Genomic DNA, 24716 nt, shown 5'->3' on the forward strand with positions numbered 1-24716 from the left:
ATTGACGCAGATCACGGCGCCGCATTAACTTCATTCAACAGAATGTTGAATCCGTGATGCGGAAACCACGGGTCCCGAAGTGTGCGGAGGGTGTGGGAATGGGTCAGCAGGAGAAGGTGGCAACGAGCCTCGCGGGCGCGGTCAGCGAGGGCATCAGCGCCTCCCTGGCGACGGTGGACGCGGAACTCGCCCGCCGCTACCCCGGGGATCCGGGCACGCGCCAGCCCGTCCACACCGTCTATGTCCCCGGCAACGACTTCACCGCCGACACGATCCGCTCCTGGGCAGACAAGGCACTCGCCGCCCTCGATGAGCACGCGCCCGACGCCCGTACCTTCGCGCGCGTCCTCGGCCTCTCGGACGAGCTCGCGGAGCCGGTGTACACGCGCGTCCGCGCCAAGCTCGAGCGCGAGCCGATCGAGGACCTGCGCGTCGACTTCGAGGACGGCTACGCGGGCGACGACGAGGACGCCGATGCCGCACGCGCGGCGCGGCTGATCTCCGAGGCGTACGGACAGGGCACCGCCGCCCCGTACATGGGCATCCGGATGAAGTGCATGGAGGCCGCCGTACGCGACCGCGGCATCCGCAGCCTCGACATCTTCCTCACCGGCCTGATGGAGCGCGGCGGACTGCCCGACGGGCTCATCCTGACCTTGCCCAAGGTCACCTACACCGAGCAGGTCACCGCCATGGTGCGGCTCCTCGAGGAGTTCGAGAAGGCCCGCGGTCTGGAGCCCGGCCGCATCGGCTTCGAGATCCAGATCGAGACCAGCCAGTCCATCCTCGGCGCCGACGGCACCGCCACCGTCGCCCGCATGATCGACGCGGCCGAGGGCCGCGCCACCGGACTGCACTACGGCACCTTCGACTACAGCGCCTGCCTCGGCGTCAGCGCCGCCCACCAGGCCAGCGACCACCCCGCTGCCGACCACGCCAAGGCGGTCATGCAGGTCGCCGCCGCGGGCACCGGCGTACGCGTCTCCGACGGATCCACCAACGTCCTGCCCGTCGGCCCCACCGAGAAGGTCCACGACGCCTGGCGGCTCCACTACGGCCTCACCCGTCGCGCACTCGCCCGCGCCTACTACCAGGGCTGGGACATGCACCCCGGCCACCTGCCCACCCGGTACGCCGCCGTGTTCGCCTTCTACCGCGAGGGCTTCGAGCAGGCCGCCGCCCGCCTCGCCGCCTACGCCAACCACGCCGGCGGCGACGTCATGGACGAGCCCGCCACCGCAAAGGCCCTCAGCTCCTACCTGCTCCGCGGTATCGACTGCGGCGCCCTGGACACCGCGGAGGTCGCCCGCCTGACGGGCCTCACCCCCGCCGACCTCGACGGCTTCGCCCGGCCCCGGCGCGGCGACCTGACCGCCACGGCCGGGTGACATTCCCTGCTGCCCCGCGTCGCGACGGTCGTCACGGCGCGGAGCGTTCGCGGCCCTGCGGCCACCGCCCCTGCGCCCGCCCGGTGGCCGTGCCCACGGCGGTGGCGTGGCGGAGACGATCACGGTGACGGCCGGCCACGAGGTGAGGCCAAGGTGCCCCCCACCCGCCACGCACGCCCCCGTCGCCCTGCTCGCCGACCTCTACCGGGAAGCGGCACCACGTCCGCGCCGAGAGGCACGTCCCTGAACAGCCGCGTCGCCGGTGCCCCAGGGGGCTGTCGTCGTGGGCCCCGGACCCGGTGACGGTTCGTGGTGCTCGAGTGCGGTCCCTCGCAGCCAACCCGTCCATCCCCGGAGGGCCTTCCCCGCTACGTCGAGCAGGCTCGTCCCTCCAGGCCGTGATCCGTCACTTTCGGAACCCAGGAGCGGGGCAGCGGTGGCAACGGGGAACAGCGAGCGTCTGGCCGGGCGCTATCTATTGGTCGAGCAAAGCGGACCGCGAACTCCTACAACGACGGCGGCGCCCAGGTCGGCGTCCTCAACTCGGGCACCAACGACTTCTACTGCCAGGCGAATCTGGGCCGCCGTGAGACCTCCGGCCAGTGGACGAACGTCTGGTGGGCCAAGACGGACGACGACAAGGGCAACCACAACGTCTGGGTCAGCGACGTCTACATGCAAGGCGGTGACAACGATCAGCCGGTGCCTGGCCTGCCGGTCTGCTGACGGGGTCCGCCGCACCGGATCACGACGCCGGCGGGATCTCCCCCGAACCGCGCGGAATCAGCACCGTCTCCAGTGCCGTCTGGGCCGGCTCCTCGTTCACTCCGTCGAGCCGGCGGAACAGCCGCTCCGCCGCGGTGCGCCCGAGCGCCGCGGCGTCCTGGGCTATGACGGTGATACCGAGCAGGTCCGCGAGCTCGATGTCGTCGAACCCGACGAGGGCGATGCGCTTCTCGTACGCGGCGAGGGCCCGGACCGCCGTCACGGTGACGCGGTTGTTGCCGGCGAAGATCGCGGTGACCGGTTCGGGCCCCTCCAGCACCGCGGTGACGGCCGCCTGCACCCGCTCCGGAGCCGTCGAGCCGAGCGCGACCCACGAGTCGTCGATCTGGAGACGGGCGTCCTCCATGGCGGCACGGTAGCCGCGGAGCCGCTCCACGGCGGTGTGGATCCGCGGCTGGTCGCCGATGAAGGCGATGCGACGGTGACCATGCGCGATCAGATGCGCCACGCCTGCCCGCGCGCCGCCGAAGCTGTCGGACAGCACCACGTCCGCGTCGATCCGCCCGGCCGGGCGGTCGACGAACACCGTCGCGATGCCCGCCTTGATCTCGGGCTCCAGGTAGCGGTGGTCGTGTCCGGCGGGGATCACGATCAGGCCGTCCACCCTGCGGGCGCACAGCGCCAGCACCAACTCCTGCTCGCGGTCCGGGTCCTCGGCGCTGGAGCCGTTGATGAGCAGCGCGCCGTGGGCGCGGGCGACCTCCTCCACGGCGCGGCTGAGCGGGCCGTAGAACGGGTCGGCGAGGTCCTCCAGCACCAGGCCGATGGAGGCGGTGCGGCCCTTGCGGAGCACGCGGGCGCTGTCGTTGCGGCGGAAGCCGAGGGACTCGATCGCTTCCTGCACCCGGCGCTCGGTGTCCGCGGTGACGCCGGGCTCGCCGTTGACCACGCGGGAAACCGTCTTCAGTCCGACTCCGGCCCGCGCGGCGACATCCTTCATCGTGGGCCGATTCCCGTAGCGGGGCTCGGGGCCGCGAGGGCTGCCCGGGGGCGGCAGGGGGCGGGTCGAATCGGCCACAGTGCGCTGTCCTGTCTGGGTCTTGGCGGTGTCTTGGCGGTCGCGATCGTCGTGTATGTAGCGTGTGGCGTCGAGCATAGGGCCTGGACAACGTTGTCAGGGGAATGGAGACTGTTATCGAAACCGCAGGTCCGACAGCTCCGGGGGATCCCGTACCGATGCATAACAGCCTCGTCGCCGCGCTCGACATCGGTGGCACCAAGATCGCCGGGGCGCTGGTGGACGGCAACGGCGCGATTCTTCTCCGCGCGCAGCGCCCCACACCTGCCCGCGAGGACGGCGACACGGTGATGCACGCGGTCGAGAACGTTCTCGCCGAGCTGACCGCCTCCCCGCTGTGGCCGAGGGCCACGGCGCTCGGCATCGGCAGCGCGGGGCCTGTCGACGCCTCCGCCGGTACGGTCAGCCCGGTCAACGTCCCCGGCTGGCGCGGGTTTCCGCTCGTCGACCGCGTGTCACGGGCCGTGGGCGGGCTGCCGATCACGCTGGTCGGCGACGGGGTCGCCATGACCGCGGCCGAACACTGGCAGGGTGCCGCACGCGGCCACGACAACGCGCTGTGCATGGTCGTCTCCACCGGCGTCGGCGGCGGTCTGGTACTGAACGGCAAGCCGCACGCCGGACCCACCGGCAACGCGGGCCACATCGGCCACATCAGCGTCGACCTCGACGGCGACCTGTGCCCGTGCGGGGCCCGGGGGTGCGTGGAGCGCATCGCCAGTGGGCCCAACATCGCCCGCCGGGCCCTGGAGAACGGCTGGCGCGCCGGACCGGACGGAGACACCTCCGCCGCGGCGGTCGCCGCCGCCGCGCGCGCCGGCGACACCGTGGCCGTGGCCTCCTTCGAGCGGGCCGCCCAGGCCCTCGCCGCGGGGATCGCCGCCACGGCGACGCTCGTCGAGATCGAGATCGCCGTGATCGGCGGGGGAGTCGCCGGGGCGGGCGAGGTGCTCTTCGTCCCGCTGCGCCGTGCCCTGCGGGACTACGCGACGCTGTCCTTCGTGCGGCGCCTGCGCGTGGCCCCGGCTCTGATGGGGACGGACGCCGGGCTGGTGGGTGCGGCCGCCGCGGCGATGCTGGGGTGTGAATCCCGGGCGATTCCCGCGGGGCACGCCTGACGGGACGCCGGGGCATTGCGGTCCGGTGTTGCGGTCCGGGGCGCTGTGCCCCCGGGCGTGGCATCCATGGGGATGCCGGACGAAACCGAGCCCGGCGGCTTCACCAACCGTGGTCCGAGCCCTGCTGCTGGGGGACCACGACCAGGAACGCGTCCGACTCCAGGTCCATGACGACCTCGGCCGCCAGGCCCTCGTCCCTGCGGTGGCGGGCGTACTCCTCCGCCTGCCGACTCCCTCGCGGGTCACCCGCGGGGAACTTCTCCAACACCGTGCGGCGCATGACGCACCCCCTTGTCTCTCCCGCTCCAACGATGCTGTGCGGCCGGTGTCACGGCCCGGCCACAGTTGGGGTGCGTGATCGGCCAACCGGTTCCGGCACGGGGTTTCCGTGGCAGGGTGTTGCGGGCAATCCACTGTGGGCTACGGAAGAGGGGGACCCGTGATCGTCTGGATCAACGGTGCGTTCGGTGCGGGCAAGAGCAGTACCGCGCGCGAACTGATCGACCTGATCCCCAACAGCACACTGTTCGACCCCGAATTGATCGGCAGCGGCATGGGCCGCCTGCTGCCCGCCAAACGCCTGGCCGAGGTGGGCGATTACCAGGATCTGCCGATCTGGCGGCGGCTCGTCGTGGACACGGCCGCCGCGCTGCTCGCCGAGGTGGGCGGGGTGCTCGTGACTCCCATGACGCTGCTGCGGCAGGACTACCGGGACGAGATCTTCGGCGGGCTCGCCGCTCGCCGGATAGCCGTGCGGCATGTGCTGCTGGCGCCTGACGAAACGATTTTGCGCGAGCGGATCGCCGGACGTGAGGCCTTCGGGGACGACCCGACGGAGAGCGAACGCACCCGCCGGTGGGCTTTCGACAACATTGAGCGATACCAGGCCGCGCTCGGCTGGATCACCGCCGACGCCCATGTGATCGACAACAGCCGACTCGGCACCGACGAGACGGCCGCCGCCGTGGCCGAAGCCGTACGCACGGGCTCGGCGGCGGTCAGCGACATCGTTCAGACCCCGGAGCCGGCCGGCGAGACGCTCGCCGCCGGTGTGCTCCTCTTCGACCAGCGGGACCGGGTACTCCTCGTCGACCCGACCTACAAGCCCGGCTGGGAATTCCCCGGCGGCGTCGTCGAGCGGGGCGAGGCACCGGCCCGCGCGGGCATGCGCGAGGTCACGGAGGAACTCGGCATCGAACTCACCGCCGTACCCCGGCTGCTGGTCGTCGACTGGGAGCCCCCGCGTTCGCCCGGCTACGGCGGACTTCGGCTGCTCTTCGACGGCGGCCGGCTCGCGGACGCCGACGCCGCGCGGGTGCTGCTCCCCGGCTCCGAGTTGCGCGGCTGGAAGTTCGTCGCCGAACAGGAGGCGGCGGACCTGCTGCCGCCCGCCCGCTACGAACGACTGCGCTGGGCCCTGCGGGCCCGCGAACGCAGCACGGTCCTCAACCTCGAAGCCGGAGTTCCTGTCGGATAGCCCTTGGGCGCTTTCGGTCTTGGCCCGCTTGCCGACCGAGGCCTGACTGCGGACCGGCCCGCCGGCAGACCCCGCGCGCCCGCGGACCGGGGCTCGGCTACGAACCGGCCCGCCCGCGGACCGGCCCGCCTCCAGGCGGTGCGTCGTAGGACGCGCCGCACCGGAGCGGGACTGCGGGGGATCTGCGCGAGCGCTCAGTGGCGCTTGGACTCCGCGTAGTTGGCCAGGAACAGCGCCTCGGTGACCGACATCCGCTCCAGTTCCTCGGGCGACACGCTCTCGTTCACGGCGTGGATCTGCGCCTCGGGCTCGCTCAGACCGATCAGCAGGATCTCCGCCTGCGGGTACAGCGCGGCGAGCGTGTTGCACAGCGGGATCGAGCCGCCCATGCCGGACGCCTGCATCTCCTCGCCCGGGTACGCCACCCGCATCGCCTCCGCCATCGACATGTACGCAGGGCTCGTCACATCCGCCTGGAACGCCTGGCCCTGGCCGATCTGCTCCATTGCCACCCGCGCGCCCCACGGCGCGTGCGCCTCCAAGTGCGCGGCGAGCAGTTTGGTCGCCTCGGCCGCGTCCTGGCCCGGCGGCACCCGAAGGCTGATCAGTGCACGCGCGCCCGCCTGTACCGACGGTGTGGCGCCCACCACGGGCGGGCAGTCGATGCCGAGCACCGTGACGGCGGGCCGTGCCCAGACGCGGTCCGCGACCGAGCCCTCTCCGATCAGCCCCACACCGTCGAGGACCTTGGCGTCCTTGCGGAACTCCTCCTCGGGGTAGGCGAGTCCGTCCCAGGTCGCGTCGGCGGCCAGCCCGTCGACGGTCGTCGAGCCGTCCTCGGCACGCAACGAGTCCAGTACGCGGATCAGGGCGGCCAGCGCGTCAGGCGCGGCGCCACCGAACTGCCCGGAGTGCAGATTGCCCTCGAGGGTGTCGATCTGGACCCGCAACAGTGTCATGCCCCGCAGACTGGCCGTCACCGTCGGCAGCCCGACGCGGAAGTTGCCGGTGTCGCCGATCACGATGGCGTCCGCGGTCAGCAGATCGGGGTGAGCCTCCGCGTACTGCTCGAGACCGCCCGTGCCCTGCTCCTCCGAGCCCTCCACTATGACCTTGATGTTCACCGGCACTCCGCCGTTGGCCTTGAGAGCGCGCAGCGCGAGCAGGTGCATGATGAACCCGCCCTTGCAGTCGGCGGCACCGCGTCCGTACCACCGGCCGTCGCGCTCGGTGAGCACGAACGGCGGGGAGACCCAGGCCGCCTCGTCCAGCGGGGGCTGCACGTCGTAGTGCGCGTACAGCAGCACGGTCGGGGCGCCGGCCGGGCCGGGCAGGAAGCCGTAGACGGACTGGGTACCGTCCGGGGTGTCGAGGACGGCCACGTCCGTGAACCCCTCCGCCCCGAGCGCCCGCGCCACCCATGCTGCCGCCGCCTCGCACTCGCTCTTCGGGAACTGTGCCGGGTCCGCCACCGATTGGTACGCCACCAGTTCCGTCAGCTCCGCCTTTGCGCGGGGCAGCAGCGATGCGACGGTCTCGGCGATCGGTACGGCGGTCATGGGCACGCTCCTCGTGGGCACGTCGTTGTGCGATGTGTGTACGGCGAATGTGTGGTCGATCCTCCCACAACGGGCGGGACACGACCGCGCCGTAGGATGCCGTCGAGAGCTTGGGCCACAGGTCGGATCGGGAGCAGAAGTACATCGTGAGCAGCGAGAACGATGCCACCGGAGCAGAGGCGGCAAATGAGCTTGGCGACCCCGTCTGGGACGTCGTCGTGGTCGGCGGAGGCCCCGCGGGGGCATCGGCGGCGTACGCGGCGGCGGTGACCGGGCGCAGAGTGCTCCTTCTGGAGAAGGCCGAACTGCCCCGCTACAAGACCTGTGGCGGGGGAATCATCGGACCGTCGCGCGACAGTCTCCCGCCCGGCTTCGAGCTGCCGCTGCGCGACAGGGTGCATGCCGTCACCTTCTCGCTCAACGGCAGGCTCGCACGCACCCGACGCTCCAAGCGGATGCTCTTCGGGCTCATCAACCGGCCCGACTTCGACGCCGGCCTCGTCGAACAGGCGCAGAAGGTGGGGACGGTGCTGCGCACCGGCGCGACCGTCTCCCGTGTCGAACAGCACGGGCCCGCCGTGCCGGACCGGCGTACGGTCGCCGTGGTGCTCTCCGACGGGGAGACGATCCTGACCCGCGCCGTCGTCGGCGCTGACGGCAGCGCCGGCCGGATAGGCGCTCATGTCGGTGTGAAGCTCGACCAGGTGGATCTGGGTCTGGAGGCCGAGATCCCGGTCCCCGCGACGGTCGCGGAGGACTGGGAGGGCCGGGCGCTCATCGACTGGGGCCCGATGCCCGGCAGTTATGGCTGGGTGTTCCCCAAGGGACAGACGCTGACCGTCGGTGTGATCTCGGCACGCGGCGAAGGCGCCGCCACCAAGCGGTATCTGGAGGACTTCATCGCCCGGCTGGGACTCGCCGGCTTCGAGCCCGCCGTCTCGTCCGGCCATCTGACGCGCTGCCGCAGCGACGACTCGCCGCTGTCGCGCGGCCGGGTGCTGGTGTGCGGCGACGCGGCCGGGCTGCTCGAGCCGTGGACCAGGGAGGGCATCTCCTTCGCGCTGCGCTCCGGCCGGCTCGCGGGGGAGTGGGCGGTAAGGATCGCCGAGGCCCACGACGCCGTCGACGCGCGCAGGCAGGCGCTGAACTACGCGTTCGCCGTCAAGTCCGGGCTGGGTGTCGAAATGGCTGTCGGGCGGCGCATGCTTGCTGCTTTCGAGCGCAGGCCGGGGCTGCTGCACGCGGTGCTCACCGGATTCCGGCCCGCGTGGAAGGCGTTCGCGGACATCACCCGCGGGTCGACGACCCTGGCCGGCCTGGTGCGTACGCACCCGTTGGCGCGGCGGGCGCTGGACATGCTGGACAAGCGGGCGTAGCGCGGTCGCCCTGGGGGCGGGACGGGTGGGAGGCACGCGGGCCCGTGCGGGACGGGCGTGCGGCGTGCGGCTGCCCGGCGGGCGCGCTCTGTCCCGGCGGCGCGTCGGGTCAGGCCGGCGCGCCGGCCCGTGGGCGCGTCGGCTCATGCGGGCGCGTTCTGCCACTCCCTCCCGGGCGGCGCGCTCCGTGGGCGGGCCGGGATTCGCGCCCGGCTGGAGCGGCTGGAGCAGCTGAACCGGCTGGAGCACCATCCGGCGGACGCCTGCCGCAGGCCGCCACCCGAGCCCGTACTCCCGAGGGAGTACGCGTGATCGCCACGCCGGGCTGACGCCCACGCCCCCACTCCGATCTAGCGTGGCCGTATGGAACAGCAGCGCACCGGCACCTGCGGAGGTCCGCCCTGGCGACGGGGCGGGCCTTCTTGGATGCACCCGTTCGAGGACCGGCGCGACAGGACCCGCATCCCGTGGGCGTCGACCCTGGCGATCGCCGTGATCGTCATGGTCGGCTCCGGTTTTGCCGCCGAGGGGCAGCCCGAACGCGAACCCCTCGACGCCTTCGCCCGCGTCCTGCTCCTCCTCGGCCCGGCGCTGCTCCTGCTGCGCAACCGGTATCCCGTGTTCACCGTCTTCGGCGTGTGCGGCACGGCCTTCGTCTACTTCGCGGCGGGCTATCCGTACGGGCCGGTCTTCCTCACCATCGCCGTCGCCTGCTTCGCCGCGATCGTCGCCGGACACCGGCGGGCCGCCTGGTGGGCCATCGGCCTGCTGTGGGTGGGGCATCTGCTGATCGCGCACTGGCTGTACCGGTATCTGCCTCCGGCCGGCGACGACGCGGCGCCCTGGGGTCAGGAGGTGTTCATCACCGCCTGGGTGATGGCGATCGTGGCCGCGTCCGAGCTGGTGCGCGTACGCCGCGAGGTGTGGGCGCGGGAGCGCGCCGAGCGCGCCGCCGCGGAGAAGCGCCGCGCGGACGAGGAACGGCTGCGCATCGCCCGCGAACTCCACGACGTCCTCGCGCACTCGATCTCCGTCATCAACGTGCAGGCAGGCGTGGGGCTGGCGCTGCTCGACTCCGACCCCGAACAGGCGCGTACCGCCCTGACCACCATCAAGGCGGCGAGCAAGGAGGCACTGGGCGAGGTGCGGCAGGTCCTCGACACTCTGCGCACCCCCGGCGACGCCCCCCGCGCCCCCGCGCCCGGCCTGGACCGCCTCCCCGAACTCGTCGAACAGGCCGCGGGCGCCGGGCTCACCGTCGACGTGGAAACCGTCGGTGAACCGGCAGCGCTCGCGCCCGGCGCAGACCTCGCCGCGTTCCGGATCGTGCAGGAGGCGCTGACGAACGTCCTGCGGCACTCGGGCTCACGCACCGCGCGGGTACGGATCGCCTACGCGCCGGGCAGGCTCGACCTCCGGATCGACGACGACGGGCCCGCGACCGGCTCGGACGCGGGCGGCAGCGGCAACGGCCTGGCCGGCATGCGGGAACGGGCCGCTGCTCTCGGTGGCACCCTCAAGGCGGGGCCGCGGCCGGACGGCGGCTTCAGGGTCCGAGCCGAACTGCCCGTGCGGCCCAAGGAGACGACGTGATCCGTGTAGTGCTCGCCGACGACCAGATCCTGGTCCGGGCAGGCTTTCGTGCCCTGTTGGGCGCCCAGCCGGACATCGAGGTCGCGGGCGAGGCGTCCGACGGTGAGGAGGCGGTGCGGCTGGTGGGCGAAGTCCGTCCGGACGTCGTGCTGATGGACATCCGGATGCCGAACCTGGACGGACTGGCCGCCACCCGCGGGATCACCGGTGACGAGCGCCTGGCGGACGTGAAGGTGGTCATGCTCACCACCTTCGAACTGGACGAGTACGTCTTCGAGGCCATCCGCTCCGGCGCCTCCGGCTTTCTGGTGAAGGACACGGAACCGGCCGAGCTGCTGCGCGCGGTACGGGCGGTGGTGTCCGGGGACGCACTGCTGTCGCCGGGGGTGACGCGCCGTCTGATCGCCGAGTTCGCGGCGCGTTCCAAGGGGCCCGCCGAGGCGCAGGGACTCGGGGACCTCACGGAGCGGGAGCGGGAGGTGATGGCTCTGGTCGGCATGGGCCTGTCCAACGAGGAGATCGCCCGCCGCCTCTTCGTCAGCCCGCTGACCGCCAAGACGCACGTGAGCCGCACCATGGTGAAACTCGGCGCCCGCGACCGCGCCCAACTGGTCGTGCTGGCCTATGAGTCGGGGCTGGTGCGCCCCGGCTGGCTCGGCTGAGGAGCGCCGCGCGGCCGGGGCCAGGGGTCTGGGCCTCGTTCCGAACACAGGACGGGGCCGTGGCCGGAGGCTCATCGCCCCCAGCCACGACCGCGTCCGGCCGGTCGGTCCCGTCGGCCCCGCCTTCGAGAGCAGCCGGTCAGTCGCCGACGGCCACCCGCTGCGGCTCCTGCTCCGGCAGCGACTTGGCCACCACCACGCCCTCCGTCCCGCGACGGGTGCGCAGCCCGGTCAGCGTGATGAGCAGTCCGGTTGCGGCAATGACGGTGACGACCACCAGACCGGGCCGGAAGCTGTCGAGCACATCCTGCGCGGAGCGGCCCGTCTCGCCGCCCGCCGTGATCACCGCAGTGACGACAGCGAGGAAGATCGCGCCACCGACCTGGATCGAGGTGTTCAGCAGCCCGGAGACCATGCCCTGTTCATGGTCCTCCACCCCGTTGGTGGCCTGGATGTTGAGCGAGGGAAACACCAGCGCGCAGGCCGCGCCCAGCAGCAGCATCGACGGCAGGATGACGGCGGCGTACGTGGGGTTCAGATCGACGCGGAGGAACAGTGCGTATCCGACCACCAGCAGTGCGAAACCAGTGGCGATCACACGTGGCGTGCCGAACCGGTCCACCACGGAGCCGATCTTCGTCGCGGACAGTGCCACCAGCGCACCGGCCGGCAGGAAGGCGAGTGCGGTCTCGAGCGCGGACCAGCCGAGCAGGGACTGCATGTACTGGGTGACGAGGAACTGGAACCCGACGTAGGACCCGAAGAAGAACGCGGCACCGAGGTTGGCCCGGATCTGGCTCCCGGAGCGCAGCACTCCCAGCCTGATCAGCGGGTGCGTGCTGCGCCGCTCGATGGTGACGAAGACGGCGAGCAGCACCGCCGCGGCGAGGAAGGACAGCAGTGTCTGCGCGGAGGCCCAGCCGGCCTCGGGGGCCTGTACGACGGTGAAGACGAGCAGCAGCATGGAGGCGGTGCCGGTGACGGCGCCGGGGAGGTCGTAACCCTTCCCGGAGTCCTCGCGGCTGCTGCGCGGGATCAGCCGGATGCCCGCGACGAGGGCGAGCAGTGCGATGGGCGCGGGAAGCAGCATCGTCAGACGCCAGCTGACCTCGGTGAGCAGACCGGAGAGTACGAGGCCCATCGAGAAGCCGGTCGCGGCGCACGTGGTGTAGATGGACAGCGCGCGGTTGCGCTGCGGCCCCTCCTGGAAGGTCGTCGTGATGATCGACAGACCGGCCGGGGCGGTGAATGCCGCGCTCAGGCCCTTGATGAACCGGCTGGCGATCAGCAGTGGTCCGGAGTCGACCAGCCCGCCGAGCAGAGACGCGACGGCGAAGACGGCGAGGGCGATCAGGAACACACGGCGGCGGCCCAGCAGGTCGGCCGCGCGGCCGCCGAGGAGCAGGAGCCCGCCGTAACCCAGGATGTAGCCGCTGACGATCCACTGCAGGGTCGAAGTGGACAGGTCGAGGTCGGTGGCGATCGAGGGCAGGGCGACGCCGACCATCGACACGTCGAGGGCGTCGAGGAACATCGCGGCGCACAGCACGAGGAGGGTGCCCCACAGACGTGGGCTCCAGCGCTCCTGCGTTTCGGGGACGTTGAGCGGAGAGGTCATGCGCTGCAGATTACATGCGCATGCATTGACTGCAAGCGCATTTAATTCCGGTGCAACAAAGTGCGGCTTTTCTGCTAACGTGCGGTCATGGCTGCGACGAAGTCCGAGCAGGCGCTCGTGGAGCAGTGGCGGGACGTGCTCTCGCTGCACGCACGTACGATGTGCGAGCTCGACCGCGAGCTGCACCGGCACGGACTCGGTGCCAGCGACTTCGAGGTGCTCGACGTGCTCGCCGAGATGCGGGCGGAGGACGCCCGGCCCGGCGACTGCTCGTACCGGGTGCAGGAGCTCGCGTCCCGTGTCCATCTCAGTCAGAGCGCGCTCTCCCGTCTGATCGCCCGGCTGGAGAAGGACGGTCTGGTGACCCGCGGCATGTGTCCGGAGGACCGGCGCGGCGTGCGGGTCGCACTCACCGAGGAGGGCCGCTCGCGGCATGCCGCGGTCAAGCCCGTGCAGCGCGCGGTGCTGTCGAGGATGCTGCCCGAGACCCAGTCCTGACCTCGGGGCACGCCGACGAACGAGGGCTGCCCACCGCCCCACTACGACCAGGTGATGCCCGAACGCTCGCGCCACATCCGTGCGAGCCCGGTGTCGCCGACGACGGCCACCGCGTCGAGCGGCAGTCGGTTCCAGAGCGTCAGATAGAGCCGCTCGGCGGTGCCGCGCAGTTCGCAGTCGGCGGGCTCCCCGGCGGTGCGCTCGGTACGAGGCGGCTCGGCGGACAGTCGTACGGTCCACACGTCTTCCGTGTCCGTCGCCCTGACCCGTAGTACTCGCGGGCTGTCGGTACGGACTCTGCTCCGAGGCCGGGCGTGGAACGCGGACAGAAGTTCGTCGACGCCGTCCACCGCGAGATCCGCCGGCACCTGTCCGAGCTCGCCACCGGCCGCCGCCTGGGCGTCCACACGGTGCACCGCCGTCTCGTGCGCCTGGCGTCGCGCCCAGAAGGCGAGCGGCGACGGCGCCGGCAGGAACGACCAGCAGTTCACATCCGCGGGGGCCTCGCGCAGCGCGCCCACCAGCAGCCCATGGCCCTCGCGGTACCACACCAGCAGTTCGTCCCCGTCGAGGTCGGGCTCGCCCTCGTCGGGGTGGTAATCGGTGTAGCCCTCAGTGACGAAGGCCGCAGCCCAGCGGTGCACCATGCCGGTGTGTCGCAGGAGGTCACGCACCTGCCAGGCGGGGCACGTCGGCACCGCCGCGTCCGGCCCCGCCTCCTCTGCGGACTCGGCCAGCAGACGTCCCTCTCGGACGAGCGAACCGATCAGGGCGGAGGTCTCCATGCCGAAGATTGTGCCAGCGGACGGCGCTCTCCTCGAGAAGAGGGCACGGACAGCCCGGGAGCGGGGGTGCGTCAGGCTCCGTGCGGGCGCGCGGCGCGCTGTCCGCCGGTCAGCATCCGTACGAAGAGACCCAGCGCCAGTGCCTGGATCAGTACCGACAGGGCCAGCGCCGGATAGAGGAAGGCGGCCGACTCGGCCACCGTGTCCCCGAGGAGCGTGCCGACGGCCATGAAACCGAAGATCGTCGGCGCGGCCAGCAGGAAGAGCCAGATCCCCGCGAACGAGGCGTCCTCGTGATGGACGAACGCGGTGTCGATCGCGACGTAGACGGCCGCGACGGCAACCAGCGCCAGATACGCCTGGGCGGCGCGGTTGCCGAAGGCGAGTCGTGCAAGCGTGGTCAGTCGGTCGTGCATGGCCTCTCCCGTGGTCGTGGTGGTTCCATGCTGCGCCCGCGAGCCCGGCGCGCGCCTGAGTACGGCTACTCAACCGCCCTGGGTGCGGCGGCCCCCCGCGCGCCGTACGCGATCACGGCCGCGCCCGCTGCCAGCGCCGCCACCGTCGTCAGTGCCACGGGCAATGAGAACCAGTCGGCGAGGAAGCCGATCGCGGGCGGCCCGAGCAGCATTCCGCCGTAGCCGAGAGTCGACGCGGCGGCGACGCCACCGGGGCCGGCGAGTTCGCCCGCTCTGCCGACCGCGACGGGGAAGATGTTCGCGAGCCCCAGGCCGGCGACCGCGAAACCCGCCAGCGCGGCCCACACGGAAGGGGCGAGCGCACCGATCAGCATGCCCGCGGCGGCTGTTGCCCCGCCGATGACGAGCGTGGGGGTCTGGCCGAGCCGCTCCAGCAGCGCCGTGCCGCTGAGCCGGCCGACCGTCATGGTGAGCGCGAACAGCGAGTAGCCGAGGGCGGCGAGCCCCGGGTGGGCGTGAAGGTCCTGCTCCAGATGGAGCGCGCTCCAGTCCGCCATCGCACCCTCGCCGTAGGCGGTGCACAGGGCGATCACGCCGAAGAGCAACACGAGCCGGCGCGTGCGGCCCTCGATGCGCCGTGGTGCCGTGCGTGCCCGCGTTGTGCCCGTCGAGGGCGCCCGATGACGCAGCAGGACGGGCCCGGCCACCGCGGTCACGAGCAGTCCGATGCCGGTGAGGGCAAGCAGATGGGCGGCGGCGGACAGGCCACCCGCGACCAGGCCGCCGAGGCCCGCGCCGAGCATCCCGCCGAGACTGAACGCCGCGTGGAAGCTCGGCATGACGGGCCGTCGCATGGCCGACACCAGGTCGACGGCTGCGCTGTTCATGGCGACGTTGATGCCGCCGTACGCGGCCCCGAAGACGAGCAGCACGAGGCCGAGCGCGAGGGCGGAGTGCGTCAGGGGCGGGAGCGCCATGCTCAGTGCCAGCAGTACGGCACTGGCGACGGTGACGGGGTGGCTGCCGAAGCGGCGGCAGAGCCTCCCGGTGAGGGTCATCGTCACCACGGCGCCGGCCGACACCCCGAGCAGGGCGAGGCCCAGGTCGCTCGCGGACGAGCCGGTCTGCTGCTTGATGGCCGGGATGCGGACGACCCACCCCGCGAAGAGGAAGCCGTCGAGGGCGAAGAAGACGGTGAGGGCGATGCGGAGGCGGGACGGAGAGGTCGGGGCGGGATCTCCGCCAGGTACCCCCGGTACGGCCGTCCTGACTTTGTTTAGTAGCGGCACAAAAGCAGGATAGGGCCTCGGGGCCCATCCGTTCAAGGCGGCCGGATTACCTCCCGCCGGGGCGGCGCACCACCAGGATCATGGGAGACTCACCTGCATGAACGGCAAGGGGACGACCACCCGGACACGACTGGAGAGAGGTCGCAGCGCGCTCGGCCCCGCCCTGGAACTGGTTCACACCGGGCGGGCGCCCACGCGTGCCGTGCTGACCGCCGAGCTCGGCGTCACCCGTGCGACCGCCGGAGCAGTGGCGGCGGAGCTCGAAGCCCTCGGGCTGATCCGCGTCGACTCCCGGCCCGGTGCCGCCGCCGGATCCCAGGGAAGGCCCTCGCACCGGCTCTCGGTCAACGAGACCGGCCCGGTCGTCCTCGCCGCGCAGGTCCACGCCGACGGATTCCGCGCCGCCCTCGTCGGCCTCGGCGGCAGCATCGTCGCCACCGCGCCCGGCTGCGTCACCGTCCAGGCCGACCCCGCCCAGGTGTTGGGGGAGGTCGTCGAGGCGGGCGCCGAACTGCTGCGCCGCAGCGGCCGCCGCTGCGTGGGCGCCGGACTCGCCGTGCCCTCAGCGGTCGCGGAGCCCGAGGGCACCGCGCTCAACCCGCTGCACCTCGCCTGGCCGGCCGGCGCCCCGGTGCGGGACATCTTCGCCGAGCGGGTGAGCGCCGCGGGCATCACCGGCCCCGCGTTCACCGGCAACGACGTCAACCTCGCCGCACTCGCAGAACACCGCCACGGCGCCGGCAGGGGCGCCCACCACCTGCTGTGCGTCGCCACCGGCCACCGGGGCGTCGGCGGGGCGCTCGTCCTCGACGGGCGGCTGCACAGCGGCAGTTCGGGCCTCGCGCTGGAGGTGGGGCACCTCACCGTCAACCCCGAGGGCCGCCCCTGCCACTGCGGCAGCCGCGGCTGCCTCGACGTCGAGGCCGACCCGCTCGCCTTCCTCACGGCCGCCGGCCGAGCCGCCGGCCCGGAGGTCTCCCTGCTGCAGCAGTCGCGGGACCTGCTCCGGGAGGAGTACGACGATCCCGCCGTCCGGCGCGCGGGCGAGGAGCTCGTCGACCGTCTGGGCCTGGGACTGGCCGGGCTGGTCAACATCCTCAACCCGGACCGGATCATCCTGGGCGGGCTCCACCGCGAACTCCTCGACGCCGACCCGGAGCGCCTGCGTGCCGTCGTCGCCGACCGCAGCCTGTGGGGCCAGAGCGGCGGAGTCCCCATCCTCGCCTGCACCCTCGACCACAACAGCCTCGTCGGGGCGGCCGAACTGGCCTGGCAGCCGGTACTCGACGACCCGTTGGCCGCGCTCGGCTGACGGCCGCGCGCACACGAGCGGAAGGCCCGCCGCCGCAGTTCGGCTTCCAGCCGCGGCGGGCATCCTGCGCCCCGCGGGGACGGCCACCCGTCCGGGGGCATGGTCGGCAGCAGGCGAGACGGTTGCGGGTAGGCCACGACATGTGATCAACGAGCCGGCACGCCCGCACCGCCTTCGGCGCCTGTGGCACAGGCTGGCCGACTCGTGGCTCGGGCTCGCCTGGAAGAGCGGCCGTGAGATCGAGCTGATGCACCGAGCCATGGGCTTCGCCGCGCTCGCGTTCCTGACGCTCGTACCGCTGCTCGTCGTCGTCGCGGCCACCGATCCGGCGAGCGGCCGGGGATTCGCCCTCTGGCTGAGCCAGGCGCTCGGACTCACCGAATCCTCGCAGGACGAGGTCGAGCGGCTCTTCGGCCTGCCGGGGCAGGCGTTGCAGCGCACCACCGCCTTCGGTCTCGCCGCGCTCACCGTCTTCGGCCTGACCTTCGGCTCCGCGGTGCAGACCTGCTACGAGAAGATCTGGGACCTCCCGGCGGCCCGCTGGCACACGATGTGGCGGCATGTCGTGTGGCTGGCGATGCTCATCGCCTATCTGATGATCTTCGTGAGCACGCCGTTGCCCGACGGATCGCTCGTGGCCTCCGCGATCGCCCTCCTGGGCGACCTGGGGGGCACGGTCCTGTTCTTCTGGGCGTCCCAACGCGTCCTGCTGGGCGGACGGGTCCGCTGGCGGGCCCTGCTGCCGGGTGCCCTGGCCACCGCCATCGGCATGCTCGGGCTACGGGTCTTCTCCCAGCTGGTCTTCTCTCCGCTGATCGCCTCGAACGCGGTGACCTACGGCCCGTTCGGCACGGTGCTGGTGATCCAGTCCTGGCTCACCGGCGTCGGGGTGATCGTCTACGGCGGTGCGATCGCCGGACGCCTGGCCCACGACCTGCTGACCTTGCGGCGTTTGTTCCACCACGACAAACCGCCGCGCGCACACTGACACGAAGGACGCGGCCGGACCGCGCCCCCGCCGAGCCCGACCCGGCCCTGCGGGCCCACCGACTGGATGCCCATTCGGCGGGCCCGCAGCGAAGACGCTCCGGTCGTCAGGCGCCGACGTAGTCCGCGAGGTGTTCGCCGGTGAGGGTGGAGCGGGCGGCGACGAGGTCGGCGGGCGTGCCCTCGAAAACGATCTGGCCGCCGTCGTGGCCTGCGCCGGGGCCGAGGTCGATGATCCAGTCGGCGTGCGCCATGACCGCCTGGTGGTGCTCGATCACGATGACGGACTTGCCGGAGTCGACGAGCCGGTCGAGCAGGCCGAGCAGCTGCTCGACATCGGCGAGGTGGAGGCCGGTGGTCGGCTCGTCGAGGACGTAGACACCGCCCTTCTCGGACATGTGCGTGGCCAGCTTGAGGCGCTGCCGCTCGCCGCCGGACAGGGTGGTGAGCGGCTGGCCGAGGCTGAGGTAGCCGAGCCCGACGTCTGCGAGCCGCTGCAGGATCTTGTGCGCCGCCGGCGTGTGCGCATCGCCGGAACCGAAGAACTTCTCGGCCTCGGTCACCGACATGGCCAGCACCTCGCTGATGTCCCGGCCGCCGAGACGGTACTCCAGCACCGATGCCTGGAACCGCTTCCCCTCGCAGTCCTCGCAGGGGGTGGCGACGCCCGCCATCATCGCCAGGTCGGTGTAGATGACGCCGGCGCCGTTGCAGGTGGGGCAGGCGCCCTCTGAGTTGGCGCTGAACAGGGCCGGCTTCACACCGTTGACCTTCGCGAACGCCTTGCGGATCGGGTCGAGCAGTCCGGTGTACGTCGCCGGGTTGCTGCGTCGCGAGCCGCGGATCGGGCTCTGGTCGATCGACACCACACCGGTGTCGGCGGCTCCCGACTGATTCGGAAGCGACCCGTGCAGGAGCGAGCTCTTGCCGGAGCCGGCGACGCCGGTGACGACGGTGAGCACCCCGAGGGGGACGTCGACGTCGACGTCGCGCAGGTTGTTCGCCGACGCGCCGCGGATCTCCAGCGCGCCGGTGGGCTTCCGTACCGTCTCCTTGACGGCGGCCCGGTCGTCGAGATGGCGGCCGGTGACGGTGCCACCGGCCCGCAGCCCCTCGACGGTGCCTTCGAAGCAGACGGTGCCGCCGCCCGTACCGGCACCGGGGCCGAGGTCGACGACGTGGTCGGCGATCGCGATCGCCTCCGGCTTGTGCTCCACGACGAGCACCGTGTTGCCCTTGTCCCGCAGACGCAGGAGCAGGTCGTTCATGCGCTGGATGTCATGGGGGTGCAGGCCGATGGTGGGCTCGTCGAAGACATAGGTGACGTCGGTGAGCGAGGAGCCGAGGTGGCGGATCATCTTGACGCGCTGCGCCTCGCCGCCCGACAGCGTGCCCGCCGGCCGGTCGAGTGCGAGATAGCCGAGGCCGATCTCCACGAACGAATCGAGGGTCCGCTGCAGTGCGGCGAGCAGCGGCGCCACCGAAGGCTCCTCGAGCCCGCGGATCCACTCGGCCAGGTCGCGGATCTCCATCGCGCAGGCGTCGGCGATGCTGATCTGCTTGATCTTCGACGACCGGGCCCCCTCGCTGAGCCGGGTGCCCTCGCACTCGGGACAGGTGGTGAAGGTGACGGCCCGCTCCACGAACGCCCGGATGTGCGGCTGCATCGCCTCCTTGTCCTTGGACAGGAAGGACTTCTGGATCTTCGGGATCAGCCCCTCGTAGGTGAGGTTGACGCCGTTGACCTTCACCTTGGTCGGCTCGCGGTAGAGGAAGTCCTGCATCTCCTCCTTGGTGAACCGGCGGATCGGCTTGTTCGGGTCGAGAAACCCCGACGCGGCGTAGATTCCCACGGTCCACACGTTGTCCGACTTCCAGCCGGGGATGGTGAACGCGCCCTCGGCGATGGACTTGGAGTCGTCGTAGAGCTGTGTGAGGTCGATGTCGGAAACCTTGCCCCGGCCTTCGCAGTGCGTGCACATGCCGCCGGTGCGGTTGTACGTGGCCTTCACGGTCTTCGTCTTGGCGGAGCCGCGCTCGACGGTGATCCCACCACTCGCCCGGACCGAGGCGGTGTTGAAGGAGTAGGCGCTGGGCGGGCCGATGTACGGCTTGCCGAGCCGGCTGAAGAGGATGCGCAGCATCGCGTTGGCGTCCGTGGCGGTGCCGACCGTGGAACGGGGGTCGGCGCCCATCCGCTGCTGGTCGACGGTGATCACGGTGGTCAGTCCGTCGAGGACGTCGACCTCGGGTCGCGCGAGGGTCGGCATGAAGCCCTGCACGAAGGTGCTGTACGTCTCGTTTATCAGCCGCTGCGACTCCGCGGCGATCGTGTTGAACACCAGCGAGCTCTTGCCCGAGCCCGAGACGCCGGTGAACACCGTGAGGCGGCGCTTCGGGATCTCGATGCTGACGTCCTTGAGGTTGTTCTCGCGCGCACCGTGCACACGGATGAGATCGTGGCTGTCGGCAGCGTGCGGCGCAGGCGACTGCGTGCTCGTCCTCTTGGTCATGCTCTTTGTGTCTCCCTCTGTCGGTCGGAGCCGCCTTCGCGGCTCCTCGGGCGTCGCCTGGCTCGATCTGCCCGGCTTCGAGCAGTACGTCTTGATCTCCTGCGCCGGCGTCTGCCGGCCGGGGCGGGTTGCACCGGCCGGGCTCTCCTTCACCTCACGCGCAGCCTGAACGCGGCGCGCGGATCACCGGCAGGGTGGGCCGGTCCGCGGGACCGGAGCTCACTGCTTGCGAGGCTGAGTGAAGCGCAGCATGTTGCCGGCCGGGTCGCGAAAGGCGCAGTCGCGGACGCCGTAGGGCTGGTCGATCGGCTCCTGCAGCACCTCCCCGCCGGCGGCGCGGATGCGCTCGAAGGTCGCGTCGCAGTCGTCGGTCCTGAAGATGACACCACGCAGCAGACCCTTCGCGAGCAGTTCCGCCATGGCCTCCCGGTCGGCGGGCGAGGCGTTCGGGTCCGCAAGCGGCGGCTCGAGGACGATCTCCACATCGGGCTGCGACGGCGAGCCGACGGTCACCCACCGCATCCCCTCGAATCCGACGTCGTTGCGCACCTCCAGGCCGAGAACGTCCCGGTAGAAGGCGAGGGCCTTGTCGTGGTCGTCGACGGCGATGAAGCACTGCGAAAGTGTGATGTCCATGCGCGTCACGCTACGGGCGGGGGGACGGGTTGTGCTTCTCCATTCCTGACCGGTCGCGTGTGGATCTTGGCGATGCAGGCCGGGACGGCGGCGCCCTCGTCGTGGCGGCGGGCCCGGTAGGAGCTCGGGCTCTCGCCGACCAGCTCCGTGAACCGCGAGCTGAACGACCCCAGCGAGGTGCAGCCGACCGCGAAGCAGACCTCCGTGACCGCCAGGTCGCCCCGCCGCAGCAGCGCCTTGGCCCGCTCGATCCGCCGCGTCATCAGGTAGCTGTACGGCGTCTCCCCGAATGCGGCGCGGAAGCTGCGGGAGAAATGGCCCGGCGACATGAGGGCGATGCGGGCCAGCGCCGGAACGTCGAGCGGCTCGGCGTATGCGCGGTCCATCAGGTCACGGGCCCGGCGCAGCCGGACGAGGTCCTCCAGTGTCACGCGACCACCATCGCACAGCGCCGGGTGCCGCGGGGTGGGCTCTGTGGAGGCGGGCTGCGCCGGGGCACGGAGCGCCGAGGTCCTCAGGCAGGTGCGTCGGCCTCCGGGCCCAGCACTCCGCCGAAGCGGTCGCCCTGCCTGTCCGCGGGGCGACGTGTCCTCGGCTGTTCCGGCTCGGTCCGGGCCGCCACCGGGGGCAGTGGCCGCTCGGCCGGTGCGGCGGCAGCGACCGTCAGCGCTTCGCCATGGTGATGGATGTCCAGCGGCTCGCCGTGGACAAGGGTGTAGCGGGCGAGGCCGCCACCGATCTCCACGCGCAGCCGCCGTCCCAGCACCACGACGCTGAAGGCCAGCCGGGACAGCTGCTCGGGCAGCCGGGGCGCGAAGCCGAACACCCCGTCCCGTAGCCGTAGACCGCCGAAGCCGAGGACCAGAGAGATCCAGCTGCCGGCCAGGGAGGCGATGTGCAGCCCGTCGCGGGTGTTGTGCTCCAGGTCCTCCAGATCCATCAGGGCCGCCTCGCCCAGATACGCGTAGGCCAGCCGAAGGTGGCCGGTCTCCGCGGCCATCACGGATTGCGTGCACGCCGAGAGGGAGGAGTCGCGCACCGTCAGCGCCTCGTAGTAGGCGAAATTGCGGGCCTTCTCCTCGGCGGTGAAGGCGTCCCCGCGCATCTGCATGGCGAGCACCAGGTCGGCCTGCTTGACGACCTGCTTGCGGTAGAGGTCGAAGTACGGGAAGTGCAGCAGCAGCGGGTACTGCTCCGTTTCAGTGGCGTCGAAGTCCCACTGCTGGCAGCGGGTGAAGCCCTCCGCCTGCTCGTGTACTGCGAGTGCCTCGTTGTACGGGATCGCGACCGCCGCCGCCGCGTCCCGCCAGGCCGCGGTCTCCTCCTCGTCGACTCCCAGTTCACGGGCCCGGTCCGGGTGCCGTACGGCGGCCTCCGCCGCCGCCATCAGATTCTGCTGAGCCATCAGATTCGTGTAGAGATTGTCGCGCGCCACGGCACTGTACTCGTCGGGCCCGGTGACGCCGTCGATGTGGAAGGTGCCCTGGGAGTCGTGGTGGCCGAGCGAGTGCCATAGCCGGGCCGTGTCCACCAGCAGATCGAGACCCGGCCCTCTTTCGAACACCTCGTCGCCGGTGGCGCTCACATAGCGCTGCACCGCGTCGGCGATGTCCGCGTTGACGTGGAAGGCCGCCGTTCCGGCCGGCCAGTACGCCGAGCACTCCTGCCCGGTGATGGTCCGCCACGGGAAGGCAGCCCCGGCGAGACCGAGCTGACGCGCCCGCCGACGGGCGATCGGGAGCGTCGAATGACGCCACCGAAGCACCGGAGCGACCGCCCTCGGCGCCGTGAACGTGAGCACCGGCAGGACGAAGGACTCGATGTCCCAGAACGAGTGGCCGTCGTAGCCCGTCCCCGTCAGCCCCTTGCCCGGGATGGCTCGTTCCTCGCCCCGAGCGGCCGCCTGCAGCACGTGGAAGAGGGCGAACCGCACTGCCTGCTGGATCTGGGCGTCGCCGTCCACCTCGACGTCGGCGCCCGCCCAGAAGTGGTCCAGATAGGCACGCTGTTCGGCGAGCAGGCCGTCCCACCCAGTGGCGCGCGCGGCTGCGAGCGCGGCATCGACCTGGTCATGGACGGCCGGCAGGGACCGCTGGCCGGACCACCCGTACGACACGAACTTCACCAGCCGCAGCCGTCGGCCGGGCGCCAGCGAGCTGATGACGGTGAGCCGGCTGATGTCCGGCTCGCTGTGGGCGGCCCAGGTGGTGCCCTCCGGCCCCTCGACCAGATGGTCCGCCGCCGCTCCCACGAGCAGTCTGCTTCGTTCGGTGCAGTGCACCAGCCGAAGCCGGGTGCCCTGCGCGTAGTGCTCCTGCGAGCGGAGCGGGGAGTCGATGGCGGCGGCGATCCGCGGGTCGTTTCCGCTGGCCGGCAGCTTCTCGTTGGCCACGAGTTCTGACTGGAGGACGACACGTGCGTCGCTGTCCAGCGGCTCCACCTCGTACGCGACCGCTGCGACCGCCCGCTGGGTGAGTGACACCAGACGGGTGGAGGTGATGCGCAGTGAGCAGCCGTTCGGCGTGGTCCACTCGGCGGTACGGGTGAGCAGCCCGGAGCGGAAGTCGAGGACCCGTTCGTGGGCCGTCAGTTCGCCGTAGCGCAGGTCGAACGGCTCGTCGTCGACGAGCAGCCGGATGATCTTCCCGTTGGTGACGTTGATCATCGTCTCGCCGGATTCCGGGTAGCCGTAGCCGGCCTCCGCGTACGGCAGCGGGTGCAGTTCGTGCACACCATTGAGGTAGGTGCCCGGGAGCCCGTGCGGCTCGCCCTCGTCGAGGTTGCCGCGCCAGCCGATGTGCCCGTTGGCCAGGGCGAAGACCGACTCGCTCTGGGCCAGGACATCCAGATTCAGCTCGGCCTCACGCAGCCGCCACGGTTCCACCGCGAAGCTCGGGTGGCTGATCATCGGACCTCCAGGAGCTCGGCGAGGTCGTCGACCACGGTGTCGGCGCCGTGCCGGCGCAGTGCGTCGGCCTGCCCGGCCCGGTCGACACCGACGACGAGCCCGAACCCTCCGGCCCGCCCGGACTCCACGCCGGCCAGCGCGTCCTCGAACACGGCGGCCTCGCCCGGTTCGACGCCCAGCGCGCGAGCCGCCGCCAGATAGGTGTCCGGCGCCGGCTTCCCGCGCAGGTGCTGCTCCGCGGCCACGATCCCGTCGATGCGCTCCTCGAACAGGTCGGCGATGCCCGCGGCGACCAGCACGTCATGGCAGTTGGCGCTGGAGGAGACCACCGCGCGCCGCAGACCTGCGTCCCGTACCGCCCGGACGAACGTCACCGAGCCCTCGTACGGCTGCACGCCCTGCTCGTGGATCAGCCGGAGCACCAACTCGTTCTTGCGGGTGCCCAGGCCGTACACCGTCTCGGCATCCGGCGGATCGTCGGGCGTCCCCTCGGGCAGCTCCACGGAGCGCGAGGCAAGGAAGGTGCGGACTCCGTCGGCGCGCGGTCTGCCGTCCACGTACTCGTCGTAGTCTCGCACCTCGTCGAACGGGACGAACGGCGTGCCGTCGCGTTCCGCTCTGCGGCGCAGGAAATCGTCGAACATCTCTTTCCACGCCGCCGCGTGGACGGTCGCGGTCCGAGTGAGGACGCCGTCGAGGTCGAACAGACACGCACGCACATGATCCGGGAGCCCCAGCATGCGACGAGTCTAGGAGCGGCTCCACCACCCGGCACGG

At 71.6% G+C, this 24716-nt stretch carries 21 protein-coding genes and 1 pseudogene; 10 read left to right on the plus strand and 12 right to left on the minus strand.

Annotated elements, in window-relative coordinates; genetic code table 11:
* Positions 1–98: 98 nt before the first annotated feature.
* Entirely contained in the window at positions 99–1388 is a 1290-nt protein-coding gene (locus ACIQ7Q_RS09625; RefSeq protein ID WP_403858364.1) for a DUF6986 family protein, read from the plus strand.
* Between the two features lie 495 nt (positions 1389–1883).
* Positions 1884–2114 (plus strand): annotated as a pseudogene (locus ACIQ7Q_RS09630) (serine/threonine protein kinase); the annotation flags it as partial.
* Between the two features lie 19 nt (positions 2115–2133).
* On the opposite strand, the gene ACIQ7Q_RS09635 reads toward ACIQ7Q_RS09630, so the two are convergent.
* Positions 2134–3114: a LacI family DNA-binding transcriptional regulator gene (locus tag ACIQ7Q_RS09635; protein ID WP_403858366.1), complete on the minus strand. Its 981-nt coding sequence runs from the start codon at positions 3112–3114 to the stop codon at positions 2134–2136.
* A 236-nt stretch (positions 3115–3350) separates the two neighbouring features.
* Between ACIQ7Q_RS09635 and ACIQ7Q_RS09640 the strand changes: the two genes are divergently transcribed.
* Positions 3351–4310 carry an ROK family protein gene (locus tag ACIQ7Q_RS09640; RefSeq protein WP_403858368.1) on the plus strand — a complete coding sequence of 320 codons (960 nt, stop codon included), beginning with the start codon at positions 3351–3353 and terminating at the stop codon, positions 4308–4310.
* A gap of 100 nt (positions 4311–4410) precedes the next feature.
* Here ACIQ7Q_RS09640 and ACIQ7Q_RS09645 read toward each other — a convergent pair whose 3' ends face one another.
* Positions 4411–4590 (minus strand): hypothetical protein, encoded by a 180-nt coding sequence (locus ACIQ7Q_RS09645; protein ID WP_403858370.1) that lies wholly within the window; start codon positions 4588–4590, stop codon positions 4411–4413.
* A gap of 159 nt (positions 4591–4749) precedes the next feature.
* On the opposite strand from ACIQ7Q_RS09645, the gene ACIQ7Q_RS09650 reads away from it, so the two are divergent.
* Positions 4750–5787 (plus strand): NUDIX domain-containing protein, encoded by a 1038-nt coding sequence (locus ACIQ7Q_RS09650; protein ID WP_403858372.1) that lies wholly within the window; start codon positions 4750–4752, stop codon positions 5785–5787.
* A 194-nt stretch (positions 5788–5981) separates the two neighbouring features.
* On the opposite strand, the gene ACIQ7Q_RS09655 is transcribed toward ACIQ7Q_RS09650, so the two are convergent.
* On the minus strand, positions 5982–7346 hold the full coding sequence (locus ACIQ7Q_RS09655; protein ID WP_403858374.1) for a dipeptidase: 1365 nt from the start codon (positions 7344–7346) through the stop codon (positions 5982–5984).
* Between the two features lie 146 nt (positions 7347–7492).
* On the opposite strand from ACIQ7Q_RS09655, the gene ACIQ7Q_RS09660 reads away from it, so the two are divergent.
* The 3 genes from ACIQ7Q_RS09660 (at position 7493) to ACIQ7Q_RS09670 (ending at position 10977) form a co-directional block, all read left to right on the plus strand.
* The gene (locus ACIQ7Q_RS09660; RefSeq protein WP_403858376.1) at positions 7493–8722 is read left to right on the plus strand and encodes a geranylgeranyl reductase family protein; all 1230 of its coding nucleotides are present in this window, start codon (positions 7493–7495) and stop codon (positions 8720–8722) included.
* A gap of 363 nt (positions 8723–9085) precedes the next feature.
* Entirely contained in the window at positions 9086–10315 is a 1230-nt protein-coding gene (locus ACIQ7Q_RS09665) for a sensor histidine kinase (protein ID WP_403858378.1), read from the plus strand.
* Positions 10312–10977: a response regulator gene (locus tag ACIQ7Q_RS09670; protein WP_403858380.1), complete on the plus strand. Its 666-nt coding sequence runs from the start codon at positions 10312–10314 to the stop codon at positions 10975–10977. Before ACIQ7Q_RS09665 ends, ACIQ7Q_RS09670 begins: the two co-directional genes overlap by 4 nt.
* Positions 10978–11116: 139 nt before the next feature.
* Here the strand turns inward: ACIQ7Q_RS09670 and ACIQ7Q_RS09675 are convergent, their stop codons facing one another.
* Positions 11117–12595 carry an MFS transporter gene (locus ACIQ7Q_RS09675; protein ID WP_403858382.1) on the minus strand — a complete coding sequence of 493 codons (1479 nt, stop codon included), beginning with the start codon at positions 12593–12595 and terminating at the stop codon, positions 11117–11119.
* A gap of 87 nt (positions 12596–12682) precedes the next feature.
* Here ACIQ7Q_RS09675 and ACIQ7Q_RS09680 point away from each other — a divergent pair, with 87 nt between their 5' ends.
* The gene (locus ACIQ7Q_RS09680) at positions 12683–13093 is read left to right on the plus strand and encodes a MarR family winged helix-turn-helix transcriptional regulator (RefSeq protein ID WP_403858384.1); all 411 of its coding nucleotides are present in this window, start codon (positions 12683–12685) and stop codon (positions 13091–13093) included.
* 41 nt (positions 13094–13134) lie between these two features.
* Here the strand turns inward: ACIQ7Q_RS09680 and ACIQ7Q_RS09685 are convergent, their stop codons facing one another.
* From ACIQ7Q_RS09685 to ACIQ7Q_RS09695, 3 genes are all read right to left on the minus strand, one after another.
* Positions 13135–13878 (minus strand): maleylpyruvate isomerase family mycothiol-dependent enzyme, encoded by a 744-nt coding sequence (locus tag ACIQ7Q_RS09685; protein ID WP_403858386.1) that lies wholly within the window; start codon positions 13876–13878, stop codon positions 13135–13137.
* 71 nt (positions 13879–13949) lie between these two features.
* Positions 13950–14294: an SCO4225 family membrane protein gene (locus tag ACIQ7Q_RS09690; RefSeq protein WP_403858388.1), complete on the minus strand. Its 345-nt coding sequence runs from the start codon at positions 14292–14294 to the stop codon at positions 13950–13952.
* Between the two features lie 65 nt (positions 14295–14359).
* A complete protein-coding gene (locus ACIQ7Q_RS09695) occupies positions 14360–15583 on the minus strand; it encodes an MFS transporter (protein WP_403858390.1) in 1224 nt (407 codons plus the stop codon).
* A 97-nt stretch (positions 15584–15680) separates the two neighbouring features.
* On the opposite strand from ACIQ7Q_RS09695, the gene ACIQ7Q_RS09700 reads away from it, so the two are divergent.
* A complete protein-coding gene (locus ACIQ7Q_RS09700) occupies positions 15681–16895 on the plus strand; it encodes an ROK family protein (RefSeq protein ID WP_403858392.1) in 1215 nt (404 codons plus the stop codon).
* A gap of 142 nt (positions 16896–17037) precedes the next feature.
* Positions 17038–17883 (plus strand): YhjD/YihY/BrkB family envelope integrity protein, encoded by an 846-nt coding sequence (locus tag ACIQ7Q_RS09705; protein WP_403858394.1) that lies wholly within the window; start codon positions 17038–17040, stop codon positions 17881–17883.
* A 106-nt stretch (positions 17884–17989) separates the two neighbouring features.
* Here the strand turns inward: ACIQ7Q_RS09705 and ACIQ7Q_RS09710 are convergent, their stop codons facing one another.
* The 5 genes from ACIQ7Q_RS09710 to ACIQ7Q_RS09730 form a co-directional block, all read right to left on the minus strand.
* Positions 17990–20395 carry an ATP-binding cassette domain-containing protein gene (locus tag ACIQ7Q_RS09710; RefSeq protein ID WP_403858396.1) on the minus strand — a complete coding sequence of 802 codons (2406 nt, stop codon included), beginning with the start codon at positions 20393–20395 and terminating at the stop codon, positions 17990–17992.
* Between the two features lie 219 nt (positions 20396–20614).
* A complete protein-coding gene (locus ACIQ7Q_RS09715; protein ID WP_403858398.1) occupies positions 20615–21031 on the minus strand; it encodes a VOC family protein in 417 nt (138 codons plus the stop codon).
* A gap of 5 nt (positions 21032–21036) precedes the next feature.
* On the minus strand, positions 21037–21462 hold the full coding sequence (locus tag ACIQ7Q_RS09720) for a helix-turn-helix transcriptional regulator (RefSeq protein WP_403858400.1): 426 nt from the start codon (positions 21460–21462) through the stop codon (positions 21037–21039).
* A gap of 83 nt (positions 21463–21545) precedes the next feature.
* Positions 21546–23939: a glycoside hydrolase family 65 protein gene (locus ACIQ7Q_RS09725; RefSeq protein WP_403858402.1), complete on the minus strand. Its 2394-nt coding sequence runs from the start codon at positions 23937–23939 to the stop codon at positions 21546–21548.
* Positions 23936–24679 carry an HAD family hydrolase gene (locus tag ACIQ7Q_RS09730; protein WP_403858404.1) on the minus strand — a complete coding sequence of 248 codons (744 nt, stop codon included), beginning with the start codon at positions 24677–24679 and terminating at the stop codon, positions 23936–23938. Before ACIQ7Q_RS09730 ends, ACIQ7Q_RS09725 begins: the two co-directional genes overlap by 4 nt.
* Between the last annotated feature and the right edge of the window lie 37 nt (positions 24680–24716).

It is taken from the genome of Streptomyces sp. NPDC096176, assembly GCF_044763255.1.
Classification (GTDB): Bacteria; Actinomycetota; Actinomycetes; order Streptomycetales; family Streptomycetaceae; genus Streptomyces.

Bases quoted from the DNA above. Each gene is read 5' to 3' on its own strand.
- ACIQ7Q_RS09625 (WP_403858364.1), top strand. From the start codon at position 99: ATGGGTCAGCAGGAGAAGGTGGCAACGAGCCTCGCGGGCGCGGTCAGC.
- ACIQ7Q_RS09635 (WP_403858366.1), bottom strand. From the start codon at position 3,114: ATGAAGGATGTCGCCGCGCGGGCCGGAGTCGGACTGAAGACGGTTTCC.
- ACIQ7Q_RS09640 (WP_403858368.1), top strand. From the start codon at position 3,351: ATGCATAACAGCCTCGTCGCCGCGCTCGACATCGGTGGCACCAAGATC.
- ACIQ7Q_RS09645 (WP_403858370.1), bottom strand. From the start codon at position 4,590: ATGCGCCGCACGGTGTTGGAGAAGTTCCCCGCGGGTGACCCGCGAGGG.
- ACIQ7Q_RS09655 (WP_403858374.1), bottom strand. From the start codon at position 7,346: ATGACCGCCGTACCGATCGCCGAGACCGTCGCATCGCTGCTGCCCCGC.
- ACIQ7Q_RS09665 (WP_403858378.1), top strand. From the start codon at position 9,086: ATGGAACAGCAGCGCACCGGCACCTGCGGAGGTCCGCCCTGGCGACGG.
- ACIQ7Q_RS09675 (WP_403858382.1), bottom strand. From the start codon at position 12,595: ATGACCTCTCCGCTCAACGTCCCCGAAACGCAGGAGCGCTGGAGCCCA.
- ACIQ7Q_RS09680 (WP_403858384.1), top strand. From the start codon at position 12,683: ATGGCTGCGACGAAGTCCGAGCAGGCGCTCGTGGAGCAGTGGCGGGAC.
- ACIQ7Q_RS09685 (WP_403858386.1), bottom strand. From the start codon at position 13,878: ATGGAGACCTCCGCCCTGATCGGTTCGCTCGTCCGAGAGGGACGTCTG.
- ACIQ7Q_RS09690 (WP_403858388.1), bottom strand. From the start codon at position 14,294: ATGCACGACCGACTGACCACGCTTGCACGACTCGCCTTCGGCAACCGC.
- ACIQ7Q_RS09700 (WP_403858392.1), top strand. From the start codon at position 15,681: ATGAACGGCAAGGGGACGACCACCCGGACACGACTGGAGAGAGGTCGC.
- ACIQ7Q_RS09710 (WP_403858396.1), bottom strand. From the start codon at position 20,395: ATGACCAAGAGGACGAGCACGCAGTCGCCTGCGCCGCACGCTGCCGAC.
- ACIQ7Q_RS09715 (WP_403858398.1), bottom strand. From the start codon at position 21,031: ATGGACATCACACTTTCGCAGTGCTTCATCGCCGTCGACGACCACGAC.
- ACIQ7Q_RS09725 (WP_403858402.1), bottom strand. From the start codon at position 23,939: ATGATCAGCCACCCGAGCTTCGCGGTGGAACCGTGGCGGCTGCGTGAG.
- ACIQ7Q_RS09730 (WP_403858404.1), bottom strand. From the start codon at position 24,679: ATGCTGGGGCTCCCGGATCATGTGCGTGCGTGTCTGTTCGACCTCGAC.